The 17,307-nt window shown below is 66.2% G+C and carries 16 protein-coding genes, 1 tRNA gene and 1 pseudogene; 11 read left to right on the forward strand and 7 right to left on the reverse strand.

The window, feature by feature from the left end; all coding sequences use genetic code 11:
- The first annotated feature begins 75 nt into the window (after window positions 1-75).
- From pdhA to A5750_RS02935, 3 genes are read left to right on the forward strand one after another with little or no spacing between them, the layout of a single operon-like run.
- Window positions 76-1,176: a pyruvate dehydrogenase (acetyl-transferring) E1 component subunit alpha gene (gene pdhA, locus A5750_RS02925; protein WP_067261082.1), complete on the forward strand. Its 1,101-nt coding sequence runs from the start codon at window positions 76-78 to the stop codon at window positions 1,174-1,176.
- On the forward strand, window positions 1,177-2,226 hold the full coding sequence (gene bkdB, locus A5750_RS02930) for a 3-methyl-2-oxobutanoate dehydrogenase subunit beta (protein WP_066958437.1): 1,050 nt from the start codon (window positions 1,177-1,179) through the stop codon (window positions 2,224-2,226). It abuts the gene before it with no gap.
- Window positions 2,223-3,386, forward strand: a complete 1,164-nt coding sequence (locus A5750_RS02935; protein WP_067261084.1) for a dihydrolipoamide acetyltransferase family protein — start codon at window positions 2,223-2,225, stop codon at window positions 3,384-3,386. The genes bkdB and A5750_RS02935 overlap by 4 nt, the downstream gene beginning before the upstream one ends.
- A gap of 4 nt (window positions 3,387-3,390) precedes the next feature.
- On the opposite strand, the gene A5750_RS25700 is transcribed toward A5750_RS02935, so the two are convergent.
- From A5750_RS25700 to A5750_RS02945, 3 genes are all read right to left on the reverse strand, one after another.
- Window positions 3,391-3,681 carry a hypothetical protein gene (locus A5750_RS25700; protein WP_156659805.1) on the reverse strand — a complete coding sequence of 97 codons (291 nt, stop codon included), beginning with the start codon at window positions 3,679-3,681 and terminating at the stop codon, window positions 3,391-3,393.
- A 101-nt stretch (window positions 3,682-3,782) separates the two neighbouring features.
- Window positions 3,783-4,553: an enoyl-CoA hydratase gene (locus tag A5750_RS02940; protein WP_066958433.1), complete on the reverse strand. Its 771-nt coding sequence runs from the start codon at window positions 4,551-4,553 to the stop codon at window positions 3,783-3,785.
- A 438-nt stretch (window positions 4,554-4,991) separates the two neighbouring features.
- On the reverse strand, window positions 4,992-5,405 hold the full coding sequence (locus tag A5750_RS02945) for a hypothetical protein (RefSeq protein WP_066958673.1): 414 nt from the start codon (window positions 5,403-5,405) through the stop codon (window positions 4,992-4,994).
- A gap of 432 nt (window positions 5,406-5,837) precedes the next feature.
- Between A5750_RS02945 and A5750_RS02950 the strand changes: the two genes are divergently transcribed.
- The 3 genes from A5750_RS02950 (at window position 5,838) to A5750_RS02960 (ending at window position 9,280) form a co-directional block, all read left to right on the forward strand.
- Window positions 5,838-6,530 (forward strand): type 1 glutamine amidotransferase domain-containing protein, encoded by a 693-nt coding sequence (locus A5750_RS02950; RefSeq protein ID WP_067261086.1) that lies wholly within the window; start codon window positions 5,838-5,840, stop codon window positions 6,528-6,530.
- Between the two features lie 93 nt (window positions 6,531-6,623).
- A complete protein-coding gene (locus A5750_RS02955) occupies window positions 6,624-8,105 on the forward strand; it encodes a biotin carboxylase (RefSeq protein WP_156664252.1) in 1,482 nt (493 codons plus the stop codon).
- Entirely contained in the window at window positions 8,102-9,280 is a 1,179-nt protein-coding gene (locus tag A5750_RS02960; protein WP_067261090.1) for a serine hydrolase domain-containing protein, read from the forward strand. The genes A5750_RS02955 and A5750_RS02960 overlap by 4 nt, the downstream gene beginning before the upstream one ends.
- 15 nt (window positions 9,281-9,295) lie before the next feature.
- Here the strand turns inward: A5750_RS02960 and A5750_RS02965 are convergent, their stop codons facing one another.
- The 3 genes from A5750_RS02965 to A5750_RS02975 form a co-directional block, all read right to left on the reverse strand.
- Window positions 9,296-9,853 (reverse strand): hypothetical protein, encoded by a 558-nt coding sequence (locus tag A5750_RS02965; protein ID WP_067261092.1) that lies wholly within the window; start codon window positions 9,851-9,853, stop codon window positions 9,296-9,298.
- Window positions 9,854-9,982: 129 nt separating this feature from the next.
- Complete coding sequence (locus A5750_RS02970; protein ID WP_067261094.1) at window positions 9,983-11,473, reverse strand: DHA2 family efflux MFS transporter permease subunit; 1,491 nt, start codon at window positions 11,471-11,473, stop codon at window positions 9,983-9,985.
- Complete coding sequence (locus A5750_RS02975; protein WP_067261096.1) at window positions 11,470-12,411, reverse strand: DUF5996 family protein; 942 nt, start codon at window positions 12,409-12,411, stop codon at window positions 11,470-11,472. Before A5750_RS02975 ends, A5750_RS02970 begins: the two co-directional genes overlap by 4 nt.
- Before the next feature lie 168 nt (window positions 12,412-12,579).
- Here A5750_RS02975 and A5750_RS25705 point away from each other — a divergent pair.
- The 4 genes and pseudogenes from A5750_RS25705 to A5750_RS02990 form a co-directional block, all read left to right on the forward strand.
- Window positions 12,580-12,705 (forward strand): annotated as a pseudogene (locus tag A5750_RS25705) (LLM class flavin-dependent oxidoreductase); the annotation flags it as partial.
- A 47-nt stretch (window positions 12,706-12,752) separates the two neighbouring features.
- Window positions 12,753-13,613 (forward strand): NmrA/HSCARG family protein, encoded by an 861-nt coding sequence (locus A5750_RS02980; RefSeq protein WP_067261098.1) that lies wholly within the window; start codon window positions 12,753-12,755, stop codon window positions 13,611-13,613.
- Window positions 13,614-13,630: 17 nt separating this feature from the next.
- On the forward strand, window positions 13,631-14,371 hold the full coding sequence (locus A5750_RS02985) for a 3-oxoacyl-ACP reductase family protein (RefSeq protein ID WP_066958415.1): 741 nt from the start codon (window positions 13,631-13,633) through the stop codon (window positions 14,369-14,371).
- Window positions 14,372-14,654: 283 nt separating this feature from the next.
- Window positions 14,655-15,581, forward strand: coding sequence for a cyclopropane mycolic acid synthase family methyltransferase (locus A5750_RS02990; RefSeq protein ID WP_067261100.1), 927 nt, complete (start codon window positions 14,655-14,657; stop codon window positions 15,579-15,581).
- A 73-nt stretch (window positions 15,582-15,654) separates the two neighbouring features.
- On the opposite strand, the gene A5750_RS02995 is transcribed toward A5750_RS02990, so the two are convergent.
- Window positions 15,655-15,731, reverse strand: a tRNA-Arg gene (locus tag A5750_RS02995).
- 187 nt (window positions 15,732-15,918) lie between these two features.
- Here A5750_RS02995 and A5750_RS03000 point away from each other — a divergent pair.
- Window positions 15,919-17,166: an alpha/beta hydrolase gene (locus tag A5750_RS03000; protein ID WP_067261101.1), complete on the forward strand. Its 1,248-nt coding sequence runs from the start codon at window positions 15,919-15,921 to the stop codon at window positions 17,164-17,166.
- The last annotated feature ends 141 nt before the right edge of the window (window positions 17,167-17,307 follow it).

Consider the following 17,307-nt stretch of genomic DNA (forward strand, 5'->3'; position numbering starts at 1 on the left):
CTGGCGATCGACTTCGGCTCGCGGTGGGTCCCGGCTGTGGCTGTGACCCCTGCGGCACCGAGGTAGGGAGACGGTATGGCGACGGTGCCTCAACTGCCGATGACCGTCGACCTCGAGCCGGTGCAACTCGTCGCCGCGGACGGGACACCGACGCCCGAGCCCCGCTATGGCCGTGACCTTCCCGTCGAGACACTGTGCTGGCTCTACGAGATGATGGTCGTCACCCGCGAGCTGGACACCGAGTTCATCAACCTGAAGCGCCAGGGAGAGCTGGCGTTGTTCGCGTCGTGCCGCGGTCAGGAAGCCGCCCAGGTGGGCGCGGCCGCCTGTCTGCGTAAGACGGACTGGCTGTTTCCGCAATACCGTGAGCTTGGCGTCTACCTCGTGCGCGGCATCCCGCCCGGCCACGTCGGCGCGGTGTGGCGTGGAACCTGGCATGGCGGACTGGAATTCACCAAGAAGTGCTGCGCCCCGACCTCGATCCCGATCGGCACCCAGACCCTGCACGCCGTCGGGGCGGCGATGGCCGCGCAACGCCTCGGCGAGGATTCGGTCACGGTGGCCTTCCTCGGCGACGGCGCGACCAGCGTGGGCGACGTACATGAGGCGCTGAACTTCGCGGCCGTGTTCGCCACGCCGTGTGTGTTCTTCGTGCAGAACAACCAATGGGCAATCTCGGTGCCGATCCACAAACAAACCGCGGCACCATCCATCGCGCACAAGGCAATCGGCTACGGCATGCCCGGGATACGAGTGGACGGCAACGACGTGCTGGCCTGCTACGCGGTGATGGCCGAGGCCGCCGCGCGCGCCCGGGCCGGCGGTGGTCCGACCCTGATCGAGGCGGTCACCTACCGGCTCGGCCCGCACACCACCTCGGATGATCCCAGCCGCTACCGGACCCAGGAGGAGGTGGACCGCTGGTCGGCGCTCGACCCGATCCCGCGCTACCGCACTTACCTGCAAGGTCAGGGATTGTGGTCGAACCGCCTCGAGGACCGCGTCGCCGCCCGCTCGAAGCGGATGCGCACCGAACTGCGCGACGCGGTGTTCGGTGCACCCGATTTCGACATCGACGAGGTGTTCACCACGGTGTACGCCGAGATCACGCCGGGGCTGCAGGCGCAACGCCAAGCGCTGCGGGCCGAACTCGACCGAAGCGATGGGGAGGCCTGAATGACTCAGCTCGCTGATCGCCCGGCGAGCCCCGGTGACACCCTCACCGCCACAACGGAGAACGCCGGCGCGCAGTCGCTGACCATGGTGCAGGCGCTCAACCGTGCCCTGGTTGACGCGATGGCCGCCGACGACCGGGTGCTGGTGTTCGGCGAAGACGTCTCGGTCGAGGGCGGGGTGTTCCGGGTAACCGAAGGGCTGGCCCAAACGTTCGGCGAGCAGCGCTGTTTCGACACGCCGCTGGCGGAGTCCGCCATCATCGGGATCGCGGTGGGACTGGCGCTACGCGGGTTTGTGCCGGTTCCGGAAATTCAGTTCGACGGCTTTTCCTACCCGGCCTTCGATCAGGTGGTCAGCCATCTGGCGAAGTACCGCACCCGCACCCGCGGCGAGATCAACATGCCGGTGACGGTGCGGATCCCGTCGTTCGGCGGAATCGGTGCCGCCGAACATCATTCGGATTCCACCGAATCGTATTGGGCGCATACCGCGGGCCTGAAAGTTGTGGTTCCGTCCAGCCCGGCCGACGCGTACTGGCTGCTTCGCCACGCGATCTCTTGCCCGGATCCGGTGATGTATCTCGAGCCGAAGCGGCGCTATCAGGTCCGCGGCGATGTCGACACCGAGCGGCCCGAACCGCCGATCGGACGGGCGGCGGTGCGCCGGCCCGGCTCCGACGTCACCGTCGTGACCTACGGCAGCTTGGTCAGCACCGCGGTCGGCGCCGCGGAAGAGGCGCAGCGGCAACGTGGTTGGAGCCTGGAGGTCATTGACCTGCGGTCACTGGTCCCGTTGGATTTCGATACGGTGGCGGAGTCGATTCACCGGACCGGACGTTGTGTGGTGATGCACGAGGGGCCGCGCAGCCTGGGATACGGCGCCGGGTTGGCCGCCCGCATCCAAGAGGAGATGTTCTACGAACTGGAGGCGCCAGTGTTGCGCGCCTGCGGGTTTGACACTCCCTACCCGCCCGCGCGACTGGAGCGATTGTGGCTACCGGGGCCCGACCGGCTGCTGGACTGCGTCGAGCGTGCGTTGGGACAGCCATGAGCACCGACGAGCGGGTCAAGTCGTTCCGGGTTCCCGACCTCGGGGAGGGATTGCAGGAAGTGACGGTGACCCACTGGAACGTCGCCGCGGGCGACGACGTCGAGCTCAACCAGGTGCTTTGCTCCGTCGAGACCGCCAAGGCGGAGGTGGAACTGCCCAGCCCGTATGCGGGGCGCATCGTCGAAACCCACGGTGGCGAAGGCGATGTGCTCCCGGTGGGCGCGGTGCTGGTGCGCATCGACACCGCGCCGCTGAACGGCGACGTCCCCGCGGCCTCCGAGCAGCTGCCCACGTTGGTCGGCTACGGCGCCGACGCCGGCATCGACGTCAGCCGGCGGAGCGGCCGCCCGCGCGCGGCCCCGCCGACCCGCAAATTGGCCAAGGAACTGATGGTCGACCTACGCTCGCTGCAGCGCGATCCCGACGACATCATCACCCGCGCGGACGTGCTGGCGGCGGCTGACCAGAACGGGGCCGACGTTCGACCCGTCCGCGGCGTGCACGCCCGGATGGCCGACAAAATGACGGCGTCGCACCGGGAGATCCCGGCCGCCAAAGTCAGCGTCGCGGTTGACTGTACCGAGTTGTTGAGGCTGTCCGACCTGGCGTCGGCAGAGCAGCGGATCACGCCGTTCGTCCTGACAATGCGAATGCTGGTAATTGCGCTGCGCCACAACGAAATCCTCAACTCGTCGTGGGTCGACTCGCCCGAGGGTCCGCAGATTCGCATAGATCAGCGAGTGCACCTGGGATTCGGAGTGGCCACCACACGCGGGCTCCTGGTCCCCGTGATCACCGACGCGCACAACATGACCACCCGCCAATTGGCCATGCGGGCAGCCGAATTGATCACCGGCGCGCGGGAAGGCACGCTCACGCCGGGGGAGCTGCGCGGCTCCACCTTCACCGTGTCGAACTTCGGGGCCCTGGGCGCCGACGACGGCGTGCCGGTGATCAACCATCCCGAAGCGGCCATCCTGGGGATGGGGTCGATCAAGCCGCGCCCGGTGGCGATCGGGGATCAGGTCTTGGTACGCCCTACGATGACGCTGACGTGCGTGTTCGACCACCGCGTCGCCGACGGCGCGCAGGCGGCCCGGTTCGTCACCGAGCTGAGGGACTTGATCGAGTCACTAGCGACCGCGTTGATCGACCTGTAAAACCTCACGGGTGCGGCGGAACGGGGCACCAGAACAGGCCGCAGTTGAAGCTCGGCGCCCGCGAAGGCGGCGGTGGCGGATACGCGGGCGGGTTGTCGGTATCCCAGCACTGATTCCAGTACTTGTTCTCACCCCATGCCGGGTTCCACGGCTGGTTGGGGCACCAATACACCTGCGGCGCCGGGCTTGGCTGGGCGTGTGCCGTTCCGGCGACCAGCGCGAAGCCGGCCGTCGCGAGGCCGCTGGACAGAAGGACGCCGGAAACGGCGCGGGTGAGGGTACGGGTGACTTGCACGCTGCATGTCCTTTGTTCATGCGCCAGGGAGGTTGGCGTCTTCGCAGCAATCACACAATGTGTGCTCTGCTACCGATCCCAACCTGTTGACCATGATGGCACTACCGGCGTTGTGCCGCGGCCAATCGCTGAGCAAACTCCGGCGACTGGATGGAGTAGGCCTGGGGGCCGAGCTCCGTGCGCATGGCGAAGACGTGTTGCTCGTGGTCCAGCGATCCCGGGCTGACGGTGGCGCGCATGGTGGCCTTCGTCGCCAGCACCACCTCGCGCGGGGCGGCCGCGGGCCCCGCGGCGAGCTCCAGCGCTGCGGCGACCGGATCGTCGGCGACGGAAAGCGCCAGGCCGTGGCGCACGGCGGCCTCAGCGTCGAAACGCATGCCGAAGAGCAGGGCCGCGCGGGCCACCTGCGGGCCCACCGACCGCTGCAGCATCCAGGTCGCACCCCCGCCGGGATGCAGGCCGAGCTTCTGGAACCGGGCGTCGAACAGCGCCGCCGGACCGGCGATGCGCACGTCGGCCGCCAGTGCGAGATTCAGACCCGCGCCGACGGCCGCGCCGTTGACCGCGGCGATGGTGGGCAGCCGGCAGCTGCCGATGGCCATGAAGCCGTCGTAGAGCTGCTGCAGGCCCGTCTCGGCCTTGTCGCCGCCCGCGGCGCCGAGCGCGCTGAGGTCCGCGCCGGCGCAGAACGCCTTGCCGGCCCCGGTGACCACCAGGGCGTGCACGTCGGGGTCGGCCTCGGCCCGCTCCACGGCGGCGCGCAGGCGCGCGGACATCTCGGCGGTCACCGCGTTGCGCCGGTCGGGGTCGTTGACGGTGACGAGCGCGATGCGATTTTCGACGGTGAACAAGACGAGGTCGGATTGGGCCATCAGGCACCTCCGCGGCTTGGGTTTGGCGGGTCCGGGCGACGCACGATGCTGTGCCGTCGGCCGCGACTCCGGGGCAGGGTAAGGGTACTGCGCGACCTGCTCGCGGATGGCAACCGGTGTGGGCGCGGTCGCTGTGTGTTTCGCCCAATAGGCACCAGCGGGAACCGTTGCCTTCGCATTCGGTCTTGACCGGCAGGGGATTGGCTTCCCTCGGGACGCGAACGCTATTGGAGGTCGGCTGCGGGCATTTTCAAAGAATGGTTGTGAAAAAGCGAATGCGTTTGCCATTGGGCGCTCGAGGCGACCCTCAAAAGGGTGCCGAGCACGCCACGTCGTTTACTGACGGGGATGTGATTCAGGACCGAAAATGCGCGACCACGCTTGAACCGGCGCCCGAGAAGAGTCACACACTGAGCCCAAAGCCTTGACTGCTTTTGCTCACCCGCATTCGGGTCTAGCCAACTTCTTCGCCAGCTGATCGAGCGCCGCTTGGCGCCGTCTGACGGCACATGCTCGTTGATCCCGCTGCGTCCCTTGGATCACCGTGGTTGGCAACGTGTCGTAGCGGAACCTCGTGTTCGCATAGTGGATTGCCGCATCGATCATTTCGATGTAACGCTCCGCTTCGTCCACGGCGCACGTGCCCTCGATGCGCTGGACTTCATCCCAACAGGGATAGGAGGAGTACCGGGCATCGAGCCGTTGCTGCGAAACCTGGGATCCGAAGTAGCCACGCCAGTCTCGGCTTAGCCACCCCCGTGTCTTGACCTCAACTTTGATCCTGTTCCCCAGCCCGGCTACGAACTTGGGTTCTCCAACTCGCACCACCGGTTGCCAGTCGTCCGACGTCACATCGACCACCCCTCGAATAGAGACGCCCTAAGTCATAATCCCCCGGCTAGCGTCATCTGCTCGCACGACACGCCAATTGTCGTTCCCTAACCGTCAATTTGGCAAACTTTTAGCGACCGGCGGCATCGCGGCACTTGTTGGGAGCCTTTAACGCCGTCGTGTCTTGCGGCGCAGCGACGGTGCGCGAGGCCAGCAAGAAGCCTTTGAGAATCCGCAATGGCCTGCCGCTGATGTTGATGCCGGCCGCAGAGAGCGCCGGCCCAAAGGCGCCGACGGCAGGACGCTAAATGCGAATCGTGGCGGAGAACAAGACTGCGGACAAGGAAATCGGTTCCGTGCGCCTGGCGATTGGCGGTTCGCGGTTGCACGCCGACTATGAGATGGGCGACGCTTGGGCATCAATGCATTGCGGGGCTAACGAGGGGACGCGCGATGGCGAAGGTTCTGTTCGTCGTGACCGGCGCAAGTTACTGGACGCTCAAGGACGGCACGAGGCATCCGACGGGCTATTGGGCCGAGGAGTTCGCCGCCCCTTACCGCGCACTCACCGACGCCGGTCACGAGGTCGTGGTGGCCACCCCGAAAGGTGTTGTGCCGCATGTGGATGTGATGAGCCTGCGCCCGTCGATGGCCGGCAGTGAAGAGATCGCCCGGGAGCTGGAGGAGATCCTGCGCTCCGCAGAGGAATTGCGCCGGCCGATCGAGTTGGCCGACGCCCGCCTCGAGGACTATGACGCCGTCTACTACCCGGGCGGGCACGGCCCGATGGAGGACCTGTGGCAGGACGCGGACTCAGGCCGGCTGCTGACCGCGGCACTCGCGTCCGGCAAGCCGCTGGCCATCGTCTGTCACGCTCCGGTCGCCCTCATGTCGACTCGGCGAAACGGAGCTTCACCATTCGCCGGCTACCAGGTCACGGCTTACACCAACGACGAAGAGGACGCCGTCGGCCTGCGAGAAAAGGCGCGGTGGACCGCCAAGGACGAACTGGTGAAGCTGGGCGTCGACTTCTCCCGCGGCGAGGTCTGGAAGCCCTACACGGTGAAAGACCGCAATCTCTTCACGGGTCAGAATCCGGCCTCGGCGGCCCCTTTGGCGAAAGAGTTCATGAAGGAACTCCGTTAAGGGAGTGCCGCAGGCCATGCGGGTTCACACTTGTGGAATGAACCTCTGTGATTGCACCGCCTATGCGCTGAGCGCAGCGCCCCCGCGGGTGGCCTGATCGTGCCCGCCGGTGGGCCCGAGCTGGAGCCGCGCCGCCCGTTGAAAGGCCTCTCGGACATCCGCGCGTTCTTTCACACGAACAAGGTGCCGCTGTACTTCATCTCGCCGACCCCGTTCAACCTGCTAGGCGTCGACCGCTGGATACGAAACTTCTTCTACCTCACGTACTTTGACTCTTTCGAGGGCACACACTCGCGCGTGTTCGTGCCCCGGCGACGTGACCGCCGCGATTTCGACTCGATGGACGAGGTGTGCAGCCACCTCTTGTCCGATTCCGAGACGCTCGAGTTCATCGCCGGTAAAGGTCCCGGCGGCAAGTGCTGCTTTGTGATGATGAACGAGGAAATCCAGGCCCTCGCGCGGTCCGCCGGCCTCGAGGTCATGCATCCGCCGATCGAGCTGCGCAATCGCCTGGGCTCCAAGATCGTCATGACGCGCCTGGCCAGCGAGGCGGGGGTGCCGAGCGTGCCAAACACGATCGGGCGGGCCGGCTCCTACGACGAACTGCTGGCGCTCGCACAAGGCGCCGGGTTAGGGGATGACCTCGTCATCTCGATCGCGTACGGCAATGCCGGCAGCGGGACGTTCTTTGTGCACGGTCAGCGCGACTGGGACCAGCACGCCGGTAACCTGGTCGGGCAGGACCTCAAGGTCATGAAGCGCATCCGCAATGTGGAGGTGTGCCTCGAGGGTGCAGTGACCCGCCACGGCACGGTGGTCGGCCCAGCGATGACCAGTCTCGTCGGTTATTCGGAGCTGACGCCGAGCCGGGGCAGCTGGTGTGGCAATGACATCTGGCACGAGGTGCTGCCGCCCGCCCAGACGCATGCCGCGCGAGAAATGGTGACAAAGCTGGGCGACGTCATGCGCCGCGAGGGTTATCTCGGTTATTTCGAGGTGGACCTGCTGCACGACCTCGACTCCGACGAGCTCTACCTCGGCGAGGTGAATCCGCGCCTGAGCGGCGCGAGTCCGATGACGAATCTGACCACCGAGGCCTACGCCGACATGCCGCTGTTCCTCTTTCACCTGCTCGAGTACATGGACGTGGAGTACGAGCTCGACATCGACGAGATCAACTCCCGCTGGGAGCGCGGCTACGGCGAGGACGAGGTCTGGGGCCAGGTGATCCTCACCGAGACCTCGCCGGATATCGAGATCTTCACCGCGACGCCGCGCACCGGGGTATGGCGCATCGACGACGACGGTCGGGTCTCCTTTTCGCGAACCGCCAACGACTGGGCCACGCTGCTCGACGGCTCCGAGGCCTTCTACATGCGGGTCGCGGCGCCCGGCGACTTGCGTTCCGAGGGCGCCCAACTCGGCGTGCTCGTCACCCGCGCACACCTGCAGACGGACGACTATCAGCTCAGCGACCGCTGCCAGCGCTGGGTCAAGGGTATGAAAGCGAAGTTCACCTCAACGCCCCTGACGCCCGCCGCGCCGATCGTCTCGCGACTCGTCGCGCGCGCGTGAGCCGCCCGGCCGGTATCGCACTGCACAACTGGCTGTCGCCGCCGTACGCGCGGTGGTCCTTCCAGCATGTCGAAGACATGGTGCCGACCGCGGTAATCCCCCGGGGGGCCGGGCCGGTCGCGCGCCTTCCGGCCGCCCGTGCTCCCGTGGCCGAAATTTCGGTGACCAACACCAACGGGACGGCCACCACCGTCGGCGCGGTAATGGCCGCCACCGTCACCGACGGGTGGGCCGTCACCCACCGCGGCTCGACGGTGGCCGAGGAGTACCTGGACGGCATGACGGCCACGACCCGGCACCTGCTGTTCTCTGTGAGCAAGTCGATGGTGGCGGCGGTGACCGGCGGGTTGTACGGCTCCGGTGCGATCGATCTTGACGCGCCGGTCACGAGATACGTTCCCGCCCTGGCCAATTGCGGCTACGCCGGCGCGACGGTGCGCCACCTGCTGGACATGAGGTCGGGCATCGCCTTCTCCGAAAATTACGACGATCCGGCCGCCGAGATCCACCGTCTCGACCAGGCGATGGGGTGGGCACCCAAGAGCGGCCCGGACGTCCCTGCCACGCTGCACGACTTCCTGCTGACCCTGCGGCAGAAGTCGGCTCACGGCGGACCGTTCGAATATCGCTCGTGTGAAACGGACGTCCTCGGCTGGATCTGCGAGGTCGCTGCCGGCCAGCGGATGCCCGAATTGATGTCGGAACTGTTGTGGAGTCGGATCGGCGCCCAACGCGACGCCACCATTGCCGTCGACTCGGTCGGGACCGGGTTTTGCGACGGCGGCATCAGCGCCTGTCTCACCGACATGATCCGGTTCGGCTCGCTGTTCCTGCGCGACGGTGTCTCGCTGACCGGGGAGCAAGTGGTGCCGGCGGCGTGGATCGCCGACACCCTCGACGGCGGCGCCGACTCCCGTCAGGCATTCGCCGCCAGCCCCGATCACGACACCGATCTGCCCGGCGGGATGTACCGCAACCAGATGTGGTTCCCGTACCCGGGCAGCAACGTGGTGTTGTGCCTGGGCATGTGCGGCCAGATGGTCTACGTCAACCGCTCCGCGGAGGTCGTCGCCGCCAAGGTGTCCACCCAGCCGCACTCCCATGAGCCGCACATGTTGGACACGCTGCGCGCGTTCGACGCGGTGGCACACGAACTGGCCGGGGTCACCGGTTAGTGCCTGCCGTCGGCGTCAGGTGTGGACGATCCATCCCGCTTCGGTGAAGGGAGCGGGTTGCGCGGGATCGTTGATCGTGATGTACAGGTCGCCTGCCGCAGGCATAGCGAAGCCCACGAAACCATGCGTGGTCTGCCCGTCCTGAAGGCCGCCCGACTGCAGCGGGGGCATCTTGTCGAGCCTCTGGTAGTCGACCGCAAGCGTTGCCGGCTGGGGCGCATTGTCGGGATGGGTCAACGGCTGACTGCCGCCGCCGTAACCCGCGAATATGTAGTTCCGGTCGAATTGGAAGAACCGGTGGGACGTCGCGGTGATGGTCAATTCCGCGACGTTGCAGCCGGGGCCAGACGGATTCGCAAAATGCGAGGCGCACCCCGGCGGCAACCACGTTGCACTGTCGACAGTGATGTCTGCGGTCGCGCCGCTGGCCGACCGCACATGCACGGGCACACCCAACTGACCGATCGGAAACGGTGGATTCTCGGGCGTGGGATCAGCCGATGCGATGGGACCCGAGCATGCGGCAATGGCCACGGCAACCGCGGCTGCAGGAATCACCGATTCCGCGCGCACCCCGGGGGGTTACCCGCAGCGCTGCCGCACGCAAACCCGTCCGAATAGTTGGTCGGGAGCTAGTCACGGTTCGTCGACGCTTATCGATCGCGGCACACGCGCTCGCGGCACAGCAACGATAAGGAACTGCTACCTGCCATCCGGCGCTTGCGCGGCATGTCGAGTGCAGGGGTCTTGGCAGGCGCAATTAACCCCGGGCAGTACTTGGTGTGCGACGCCGACGCCGCTGTGAATGGTGACGACCGCGACGATCCCGCCGCTCGCGGAGACTGCTGCGGCAATGAGCATTGCAACTGCGAAGCCATGGCCGAGGGGTTGCCCGATGCCGGCATCGATTCCGGCCACGGTTGGCAAGGCCGCGACGGCGAGCAGTCCGGCGAGGCGCGCGACGGCGTTGTTGACGCCTGAAGCGGTTCCGGCAAGCTCCTCCGGCACGGCGGCGAGGACCGCCGCGGTGAGCGGCGCGACGGTGATCGCCAAACCGAGGCCGAAGACCGCGACTGCGGGCAGCACCGCTTCGAAGTATGACGCCCCCGGGGTGATGCGGGCCATCAACGCCAGTCCGGCTGCGGCAAACAGGGGGCCTACCGTCATGGGCAGCCGCGGACCCAGGCGCTCGGCGAAGGCACCGGCGCACGGCGAGCCGAGCAACATGATGATGGTGGTCGGCAGGGTTGCGAGGCCGGCAGCTAACGCCGAGTAGTGCAGGGTTTGCTGCAACTGTAGTGCCAGCAAAAAGAGAGCGCCCCCGAGCGCGGCATAGACGGCGAGCGTGGTGAGGTTCGCGCCGGTGAATTGGCGCAAGCGAAATAAGCGCAGGGGTAGGACCGGGGCGGCGGCACGCGTCTCGATCAACGCAAACGTCACGAGTGCCGCTACGCCAATTGTGGCGGCTGCCACGGTGATTGGCGTCCAGCCGCGAGAAGGCGCTTCGATCAGCGCATAGATCATTCCGGCGAGGCCGACCATCACCGCGGCGGCGCCCAGGACATCCGGGCGTCCTCGCGCGGCGGTGTTGCGCGATTCGGGAACGTGACGAGCCGTAATCCACCCGGCGGCGGCGGCCAGCGGAATGTTCAAGAAGAAGATCCACCGCCAGGACGCGGCGTCGACAAGCCAACCGCCGATCAACGGGCCGAGTGCCGTGGTTACCCCGGACATCCCTGCCCAAATCCCCACGGCACGCGCCCGGTCTTGGTCTCTGATTCCGACGTCGATCAATGCAAGGCTGCCGGGAACCAACGCTGCCGCGCCGACGCCCTGAACGATGCGTGCGCCGATCAACCAGCTCACGGTCGGCGATAGTCCGCAGGCGAGCGAGGCCGCGGTGAAAACGGCCAAGCCGCTGAGAAACACACGGCGCCGACCATAACGGTCGCCCGCCGCGCCTCCGGAGAGCAGCAACGCCGTCAGCGACAGCAGATAGCCGTCGAGTACCCACTGCTGGCCGGCCAACCCGGTACGCAGGTCCCGCCCGATAGCGGGGAGCGCGACGTTGACCACGGTGCTGTCGAGAAACGCGATGCCGGAGCCAAGGACCGCCGCTGCGACCAGCCACCGTGCAGCGGGCGACGTCAACGGCACTCGCTGCGCGGCAATGACTTTCCGTTCGGTGGTCATCCTCGTGTTCGGTAGGCGCTCCACCGATCCGGGTCGTCTTCCAACGCGGCACGGTCCCAGCCGGCATTGATGGCCGCCGCTTCATAGGTGTCTTGGAGAAAACCGAGCAGCGTCCGATCCGGATCAGCCGCCTGCCGGACAACCTCATACGGTAAGACGTACTCACCGAGCTCTTTGCGGTAGCCAGCGTTTGCGGGACCGACGGCGTGGTCACCGAACCCGTCGGGCTCCGGATAGGCGTAAGCGTAGAACGCGCCCTCGTCACCGCCGCCGGGCCAGAACCCGCAGCTGCTCAGTTCGTGTGAGTAGCCCTCGACCATGACCCAGTCTCCGCAATTCGGCGCCCCGCCGGGATGGCGGGGTGCTTTGCGGCCGGAAAACCGAGTGCACGCGAGATCCATTGCGCCCCAGAAGAAATGTACCGGGCTGACCTTGCCGATAAAGCGGGACCGGAATTGACCAAGTACCCGGTCGGCCTGCAGGAGCTGGCGCCAGAACAGGTTGGCGGCGGCAGGGTCGTACGACGCGTGCTCGCTGTCCTCGGCGAACGGCAGGGCTGGGTCGACTTCGTTAGGATGCGATTGGATGCTTGTGGTGAGTCCTAATTCATCCAGTGTCCGCATGGTCTGCGCGTAGAACTCGGCGACCGACATCGGTTCCAGCGCCACGGCACGGGTGGCTCCGGTGCTGCTCCGAATCAGCAACTGGTGATCTATGAAGTCGAATTCGATGTCGAAAACCTCGGTCCCGTACGGGATCGTCGAAGTCGTCAGCCCACGGGGAGTCACGTACGAAGTGACCTGCCACCAATGGTTGACCATCGGCGAATGAGCGAGTCGGACCTTGCCGACGATCTGCATCCACATGTGCAGTGTGGCCCGCGTCGGCGCCCAGTCGTCAATTCGCAGGCTCGGCCACGCATCGCTGGGTTGCGCCATTGGCTGATCACTCCTGGCTCGGTGCCGCTTCCGTGCGGCCAGGCGTTTAGTCAAGCACTTACCCGCGCTGTGGACGAGGCGTAAGGTCTTTTCACGCGCCGCGGCCTATTCGGACATAGGGGGTCCTTAAGCGCACCGCGGTCGTTAGGTGTGGAATCGATGTCCGGTATGCACTTTGGGATCTTTACGGTCGGCGACGTCACCGATGATCCGACGACGGGCTACACACCCACCGAAGCCGAGCGCATCCGTGCCACGGTGGCGATCGCGAAGAAAGCCGAAGAGGTCGGTCTTGTCTACCCCTGGTTCGGCCAGGGCGGCCGCAGCGGCAAGGAACTCCGTTGAGAGCAACGTCTGGATCACCCTTCTTGGTGTTGGGCGCCACCGGTGGGCAGGGCGGCGCGGTTGCCAGCGCGTTGCTGGCCCTAGGAGCCCCGGTGCGCGCAATGGTGCGGCGTCCTGACGCGCCGTCGGTTCGTCGTCTGCATGAGCGCGGCGTCGAGATTGTCGTCGGCTCTCTCGATGACCACAATGCGCTTGGAGCGGCGGTGCGCGGCGTCGCAGGAGTATTCGCGCTGACCACTCCGTTCGACGCGGGGGTCGACGCCGAGCTAGCCCAGGGTCGTGCGATCGTCGGGGCGGCCATCGACGAGCAGGTGCCACACCTGGTCTTCAGTTCAGTCGCCGGAGCGGATCAGCACACCGGTGTGCCGCATTTCGAAAGCAAAGCGATCATCGAGGCGGAGCTGACCGCTAGCGGCGTGCCGTACACCATTGCTGCCCCCACCTACTTTTTCGACAACGCCCTCGGCGGAACCGACCGCATTCATGCCGGGGTGCTCGATCTGCCGCTGCCGCCCAATCGTCCGTTGCAGCAGTTGGCCCGCCCAGACTTGGCGGCGTTTGTCGCAAAGGTGCTAGGCAATCCGGAGCCGTACCTGGGGCAGCGCATCGAGCTGGCCGGCGACGCCGCCACGCCGGCGCAGATGGCCGACGTGCTCAGCGCGGCCTTGGGGCACAGCGTGCGACACGAACAGACCCCGCTCGACTCCATCGCCAATCCCGATATGCACGCGATGTGGCAGTTCCTCAACGGCCCCGGCTACCGCGTCGATATCGAGGCTCTGCACGCCGCGAACCCGGACATCCGGTGGCAGTCCTTCGCCGAGCGGGCGCGGCACGCCTTCGGGCCCCGAAGCTAAAGGAGGCGCGGACAGGAATGAACGTTCTGGCGGGAAGGCGGGCACTGGTCACCGGTGGCTCGCGCGGGATCGGCGCGGCGATCGTTAAGCGGTTGGCCGCCGACGGCGCGATGGTGGGATTCACCTACGCAGCTTCGGCAACCGCGGCAGACACGCTGCGGGCGGAGGTGTCGGAACGGGGCGGCACGGCGGTGGCCATTCAGGCCGACAGCGCCGACGCGCAACAGGTCACCGACGCGGTCGATGCCACAGTGGCGGCCTTCGGCGGTTTGGACATCCTGGTGAACAACGCCGGGTTGAGTAAGTCCGGTGTCGCCGAATCCTTTGCGCTACAGGACTTCGATCGGATGCTGGCAGTCAATGTTCGGGGCGTATTCGTGGCCATCCAGCGGGCGATTCCCCACCTAGGTGCCGGTGGCCGCATCGTCACCACCGGCAGCATCTTCGCGGACCGCGTTCCACGTCCGGGCAGCGCCGTCTATGCCATGACCAAGGCCGCGCTCTCCGGGCTGACGCGCGGGCTGGCCCGCGAGCTGGGACCGCGCGGCATCACGGTCAATGTCATCCAGCCGGGGCCTACGGCAACCGACGCCAATCCCGATGCGGGCGAATTCGCCGATGCCATGCGGGAACTCACGGCGGTCGGTCACTACGGCCGCCCCGAGGACATCGCCAGCGCCGTGGCTTACCTGGTAAGCCCGGAGGCTCGCTTCATCACCGGCATTGCCTGGAACGTCGACGGCGGTTTCACCGCCTAACCAAGACTGTCCGATGCCGCTGCTCGGTACGCTCAACTCCCTGATCAGGGAGGGTCAGCCGAACGGGTTTAAAGCATCAATCGGAACACTGTCAGGCATCACCCGGAGACCAAATGTCAACGATGAGCCGACGTCCTACCCGGGTGTGAGTCCACCCGCATGAATCGAAAGTGTGACCCAAGGATTAGCAGCGCTTTTACCCAGACGTTTTTGGGGAACGATCACTGTGACCACTGGAAAATCTTGGTCATCCGTATCCGCAGGGAAGTTAGGGGCGTTGTAGATGTCCGCTCAAGGGAACGCTGGAAGCGCGCACCTGAAACCGCCGGTCGAGAAGGTCCGGTCGCACTACGACAAGTCGAACGAGTTCTTCAAGCTCTGGCTCGACCCGTCGATGACCTACAGCTGCGCCTACTTCGACGAACATCCCGACCCGCAGAATTTGACCAAGACGCTGGAAGAGGCGCAGTACGCCAAGCGCAAGCTGGCCCTGGACAAGCTCAACCTCGAGCCCGGCATGACCCTGCTCGACATCGGCTGCGGCTGGGGTTCGACGATGCGGCACGCGGTGACCGAGTACGACGTCAACGTCATCGGCCTGACGCTCAGCGAGAACCAGTACGCACACGATGTGGAGAAGTTCAAAGAAATCGACAGTCCCCGCCGCATGGAGGTGCGGATCCAGGGCTGGGAGGAATTCCCCGACGAACCGATTGACCGGATCGTGTCGCTGGGCGCGTTCGAGCACTTCGCCGACGGAGCGGGCGACGCGGGATACGAGCGTTACGCCGTCTTCTTCAAGAAGTTCTACGACCTGCTGCCCGACGACGGCCGGATGCTGCTGCACTCGATCGTGGTGCCCACCACCGAGGAGGTCAACGCGCTCGGCTTGAAGACGACGATGACCCTGCTGAGGTTCATCAGCTTCATCCTCAAGGAAATCTTCCCGGGCGGTAGGTTGCCCCAGGTTCACCAGATCGACCGGTACGCCACGGACGCGGGATTCAAGGTCGAGCGCCATCACTTCATTGGCAAGAACTACGTTCCGACGCTGAATACCTGGGCGGACGCTCTCGAGGCACACAAAGAAGAGACGATCGCGTTGAAGGGGCAGGAGACCTACGACATCTACATGCACTACCTGCGGGGCTGCTCGGACCTCTTTCGGGACGGTTACACCAACGTTTGTCAGTTCACGATGGTCAAGTAGTCGGCTGTTAGGGGTCACCAGGCATCACCCGAAGCCGAAACGTCAAGCATCAACTGACGTCCGACGTCAAACTTGGTGCCCCCGGCACGACTCGAACGTGCGACCTAGGGATTAGAAGGCCCTTGCTCTATCCACCTGAGCTACGGAGGCAATGTGCAGGTCAGTCTATTCCAACGGCGTGTCGCGAGACGACTCGCCGCCGCGACGCGCGCGAAAAGCGTTCCCGCGCCACGGTTATCGGTTATGGTTGGGACCCTCGACACACGTGCAACACCGGCCGGTAACCGGCCGTTTACCGCAACGAGGCGTGTGCAGATCGTCGAGGGGTGGCGTTGCTATGAGCGTGACCACGCACCTGACTTCACGGTGCTCATGGGCTGGTACCCAGGCAGGACGCCTGGCGGCCGACGCGATGGATGCTTACCGGGCCGGCACGCTGTTGCTGCGCGGCTCGCCGTTCGCGCTGGGTTGCCTCGTGGGCTGGCTTTCGACGGAGTTTCCACCGCACGTGCTGACCGGGCATGCGCTGTCGCGGGTCGCGCACCCGTCCATCGGCCGCGTCGGCACATCCTGGGCCGCGCAGCGGGCGGATAGGGCGCTGACCGCCGCGCTCGAGGAGTCGTTTGGTCCAGACTTCCGCGAGCAGGTGTGCCACCCGAGCAGCATCAAGCCGGCCTGCGCGCCGCGCAGCGGCATGTTGAACAGGCCAGGGCCGCATCGCCGGTACGCGGCGCAGACGTCAAACATCTCCTACGGTCCGGGTGGGCGGGACAACCTGCTCGACATCTGGCGCCGCCATGACCTGGCGCCGGGGCGGCGGGCGCCAGTGCTGATCCAGGTCCCCGGCGGGGCGTGGACCGTCGGCGACAAACGAGTGCAGGCCTACACCCTGATGAGCCGCATGGCCGAACTCGGCTGGATCTGCGTCTCGATCAACTACTGCAAGAGCCCACGTTCGACGTTTCCCGCGCACCTCATCGACGTGAAGAGGGCGATCGCGTGGGTCCGCCAAAACATTGCCGACTACGGGGGCGATCCCGACTTCATCGCGATTACCGGCGGCTCGGCCGGCGGACACCTGGCATCCCTGGCCGCGCTCACCCCGAACGACCCGGCGTTCCAACCCGGATTCGAAGACGCCGACACGACGGTTCAGGCCGTCGCGCCCTATTACGGCGTGTACGACTTCACCGATTTCGAGAACATGCACGACTTGATGCTGCCGTTCCTGGAGCAGTTCGTGGTGAAGGCCCGCTACGCCGACAAGCCCGAGCGGTTCAGGGCGGCGTCACCGGTTACCTACGTGCACAGCGACGCGCCGCCTTTCTTCGTGCTGCACGGCGAGAAGGACGAGTTGGTTCCCAGTGGCCAGGCCCGGGGCTTCTGCGCGGCGTTGCGCGCGGCCGACGCTGCCACGGTGGCCCACGCGGAGCTCACCAATGCGCACCACGCGTTCGACATCCTGTCCACGGTTCGATCGCGGCTGGCCGCCGACGCCGTCGCCGATTTCTTGGGTGTCATCTACGGCCGGCGCGTCAGCTCCCTGCTGGACTTGGACCAGCTGGCAGCCACGTCGGCCAGCTGAGCCCGGGCCCTCGGTCACCGGCGCGGCGGTCCGACCGCTCCTTTCACCAGCGCGGCAACCCGACTAGCGTTGTGTTGGCTATGGGGTTGGCGGGGCCGAGGCAGGAGGCTTGATCGACGGTGACAGGGCTGGCGCGTCGGG

Source organism: Mycobacterium sp. 852002-51613_SCH5001154, from assembly GCF_001667425.1.
Classification (GTDB): Bacteria; Actinomycetota; Actinomycetes; order Mycobacteriales; family Mycobacteriaceae; genus Mycobacterium.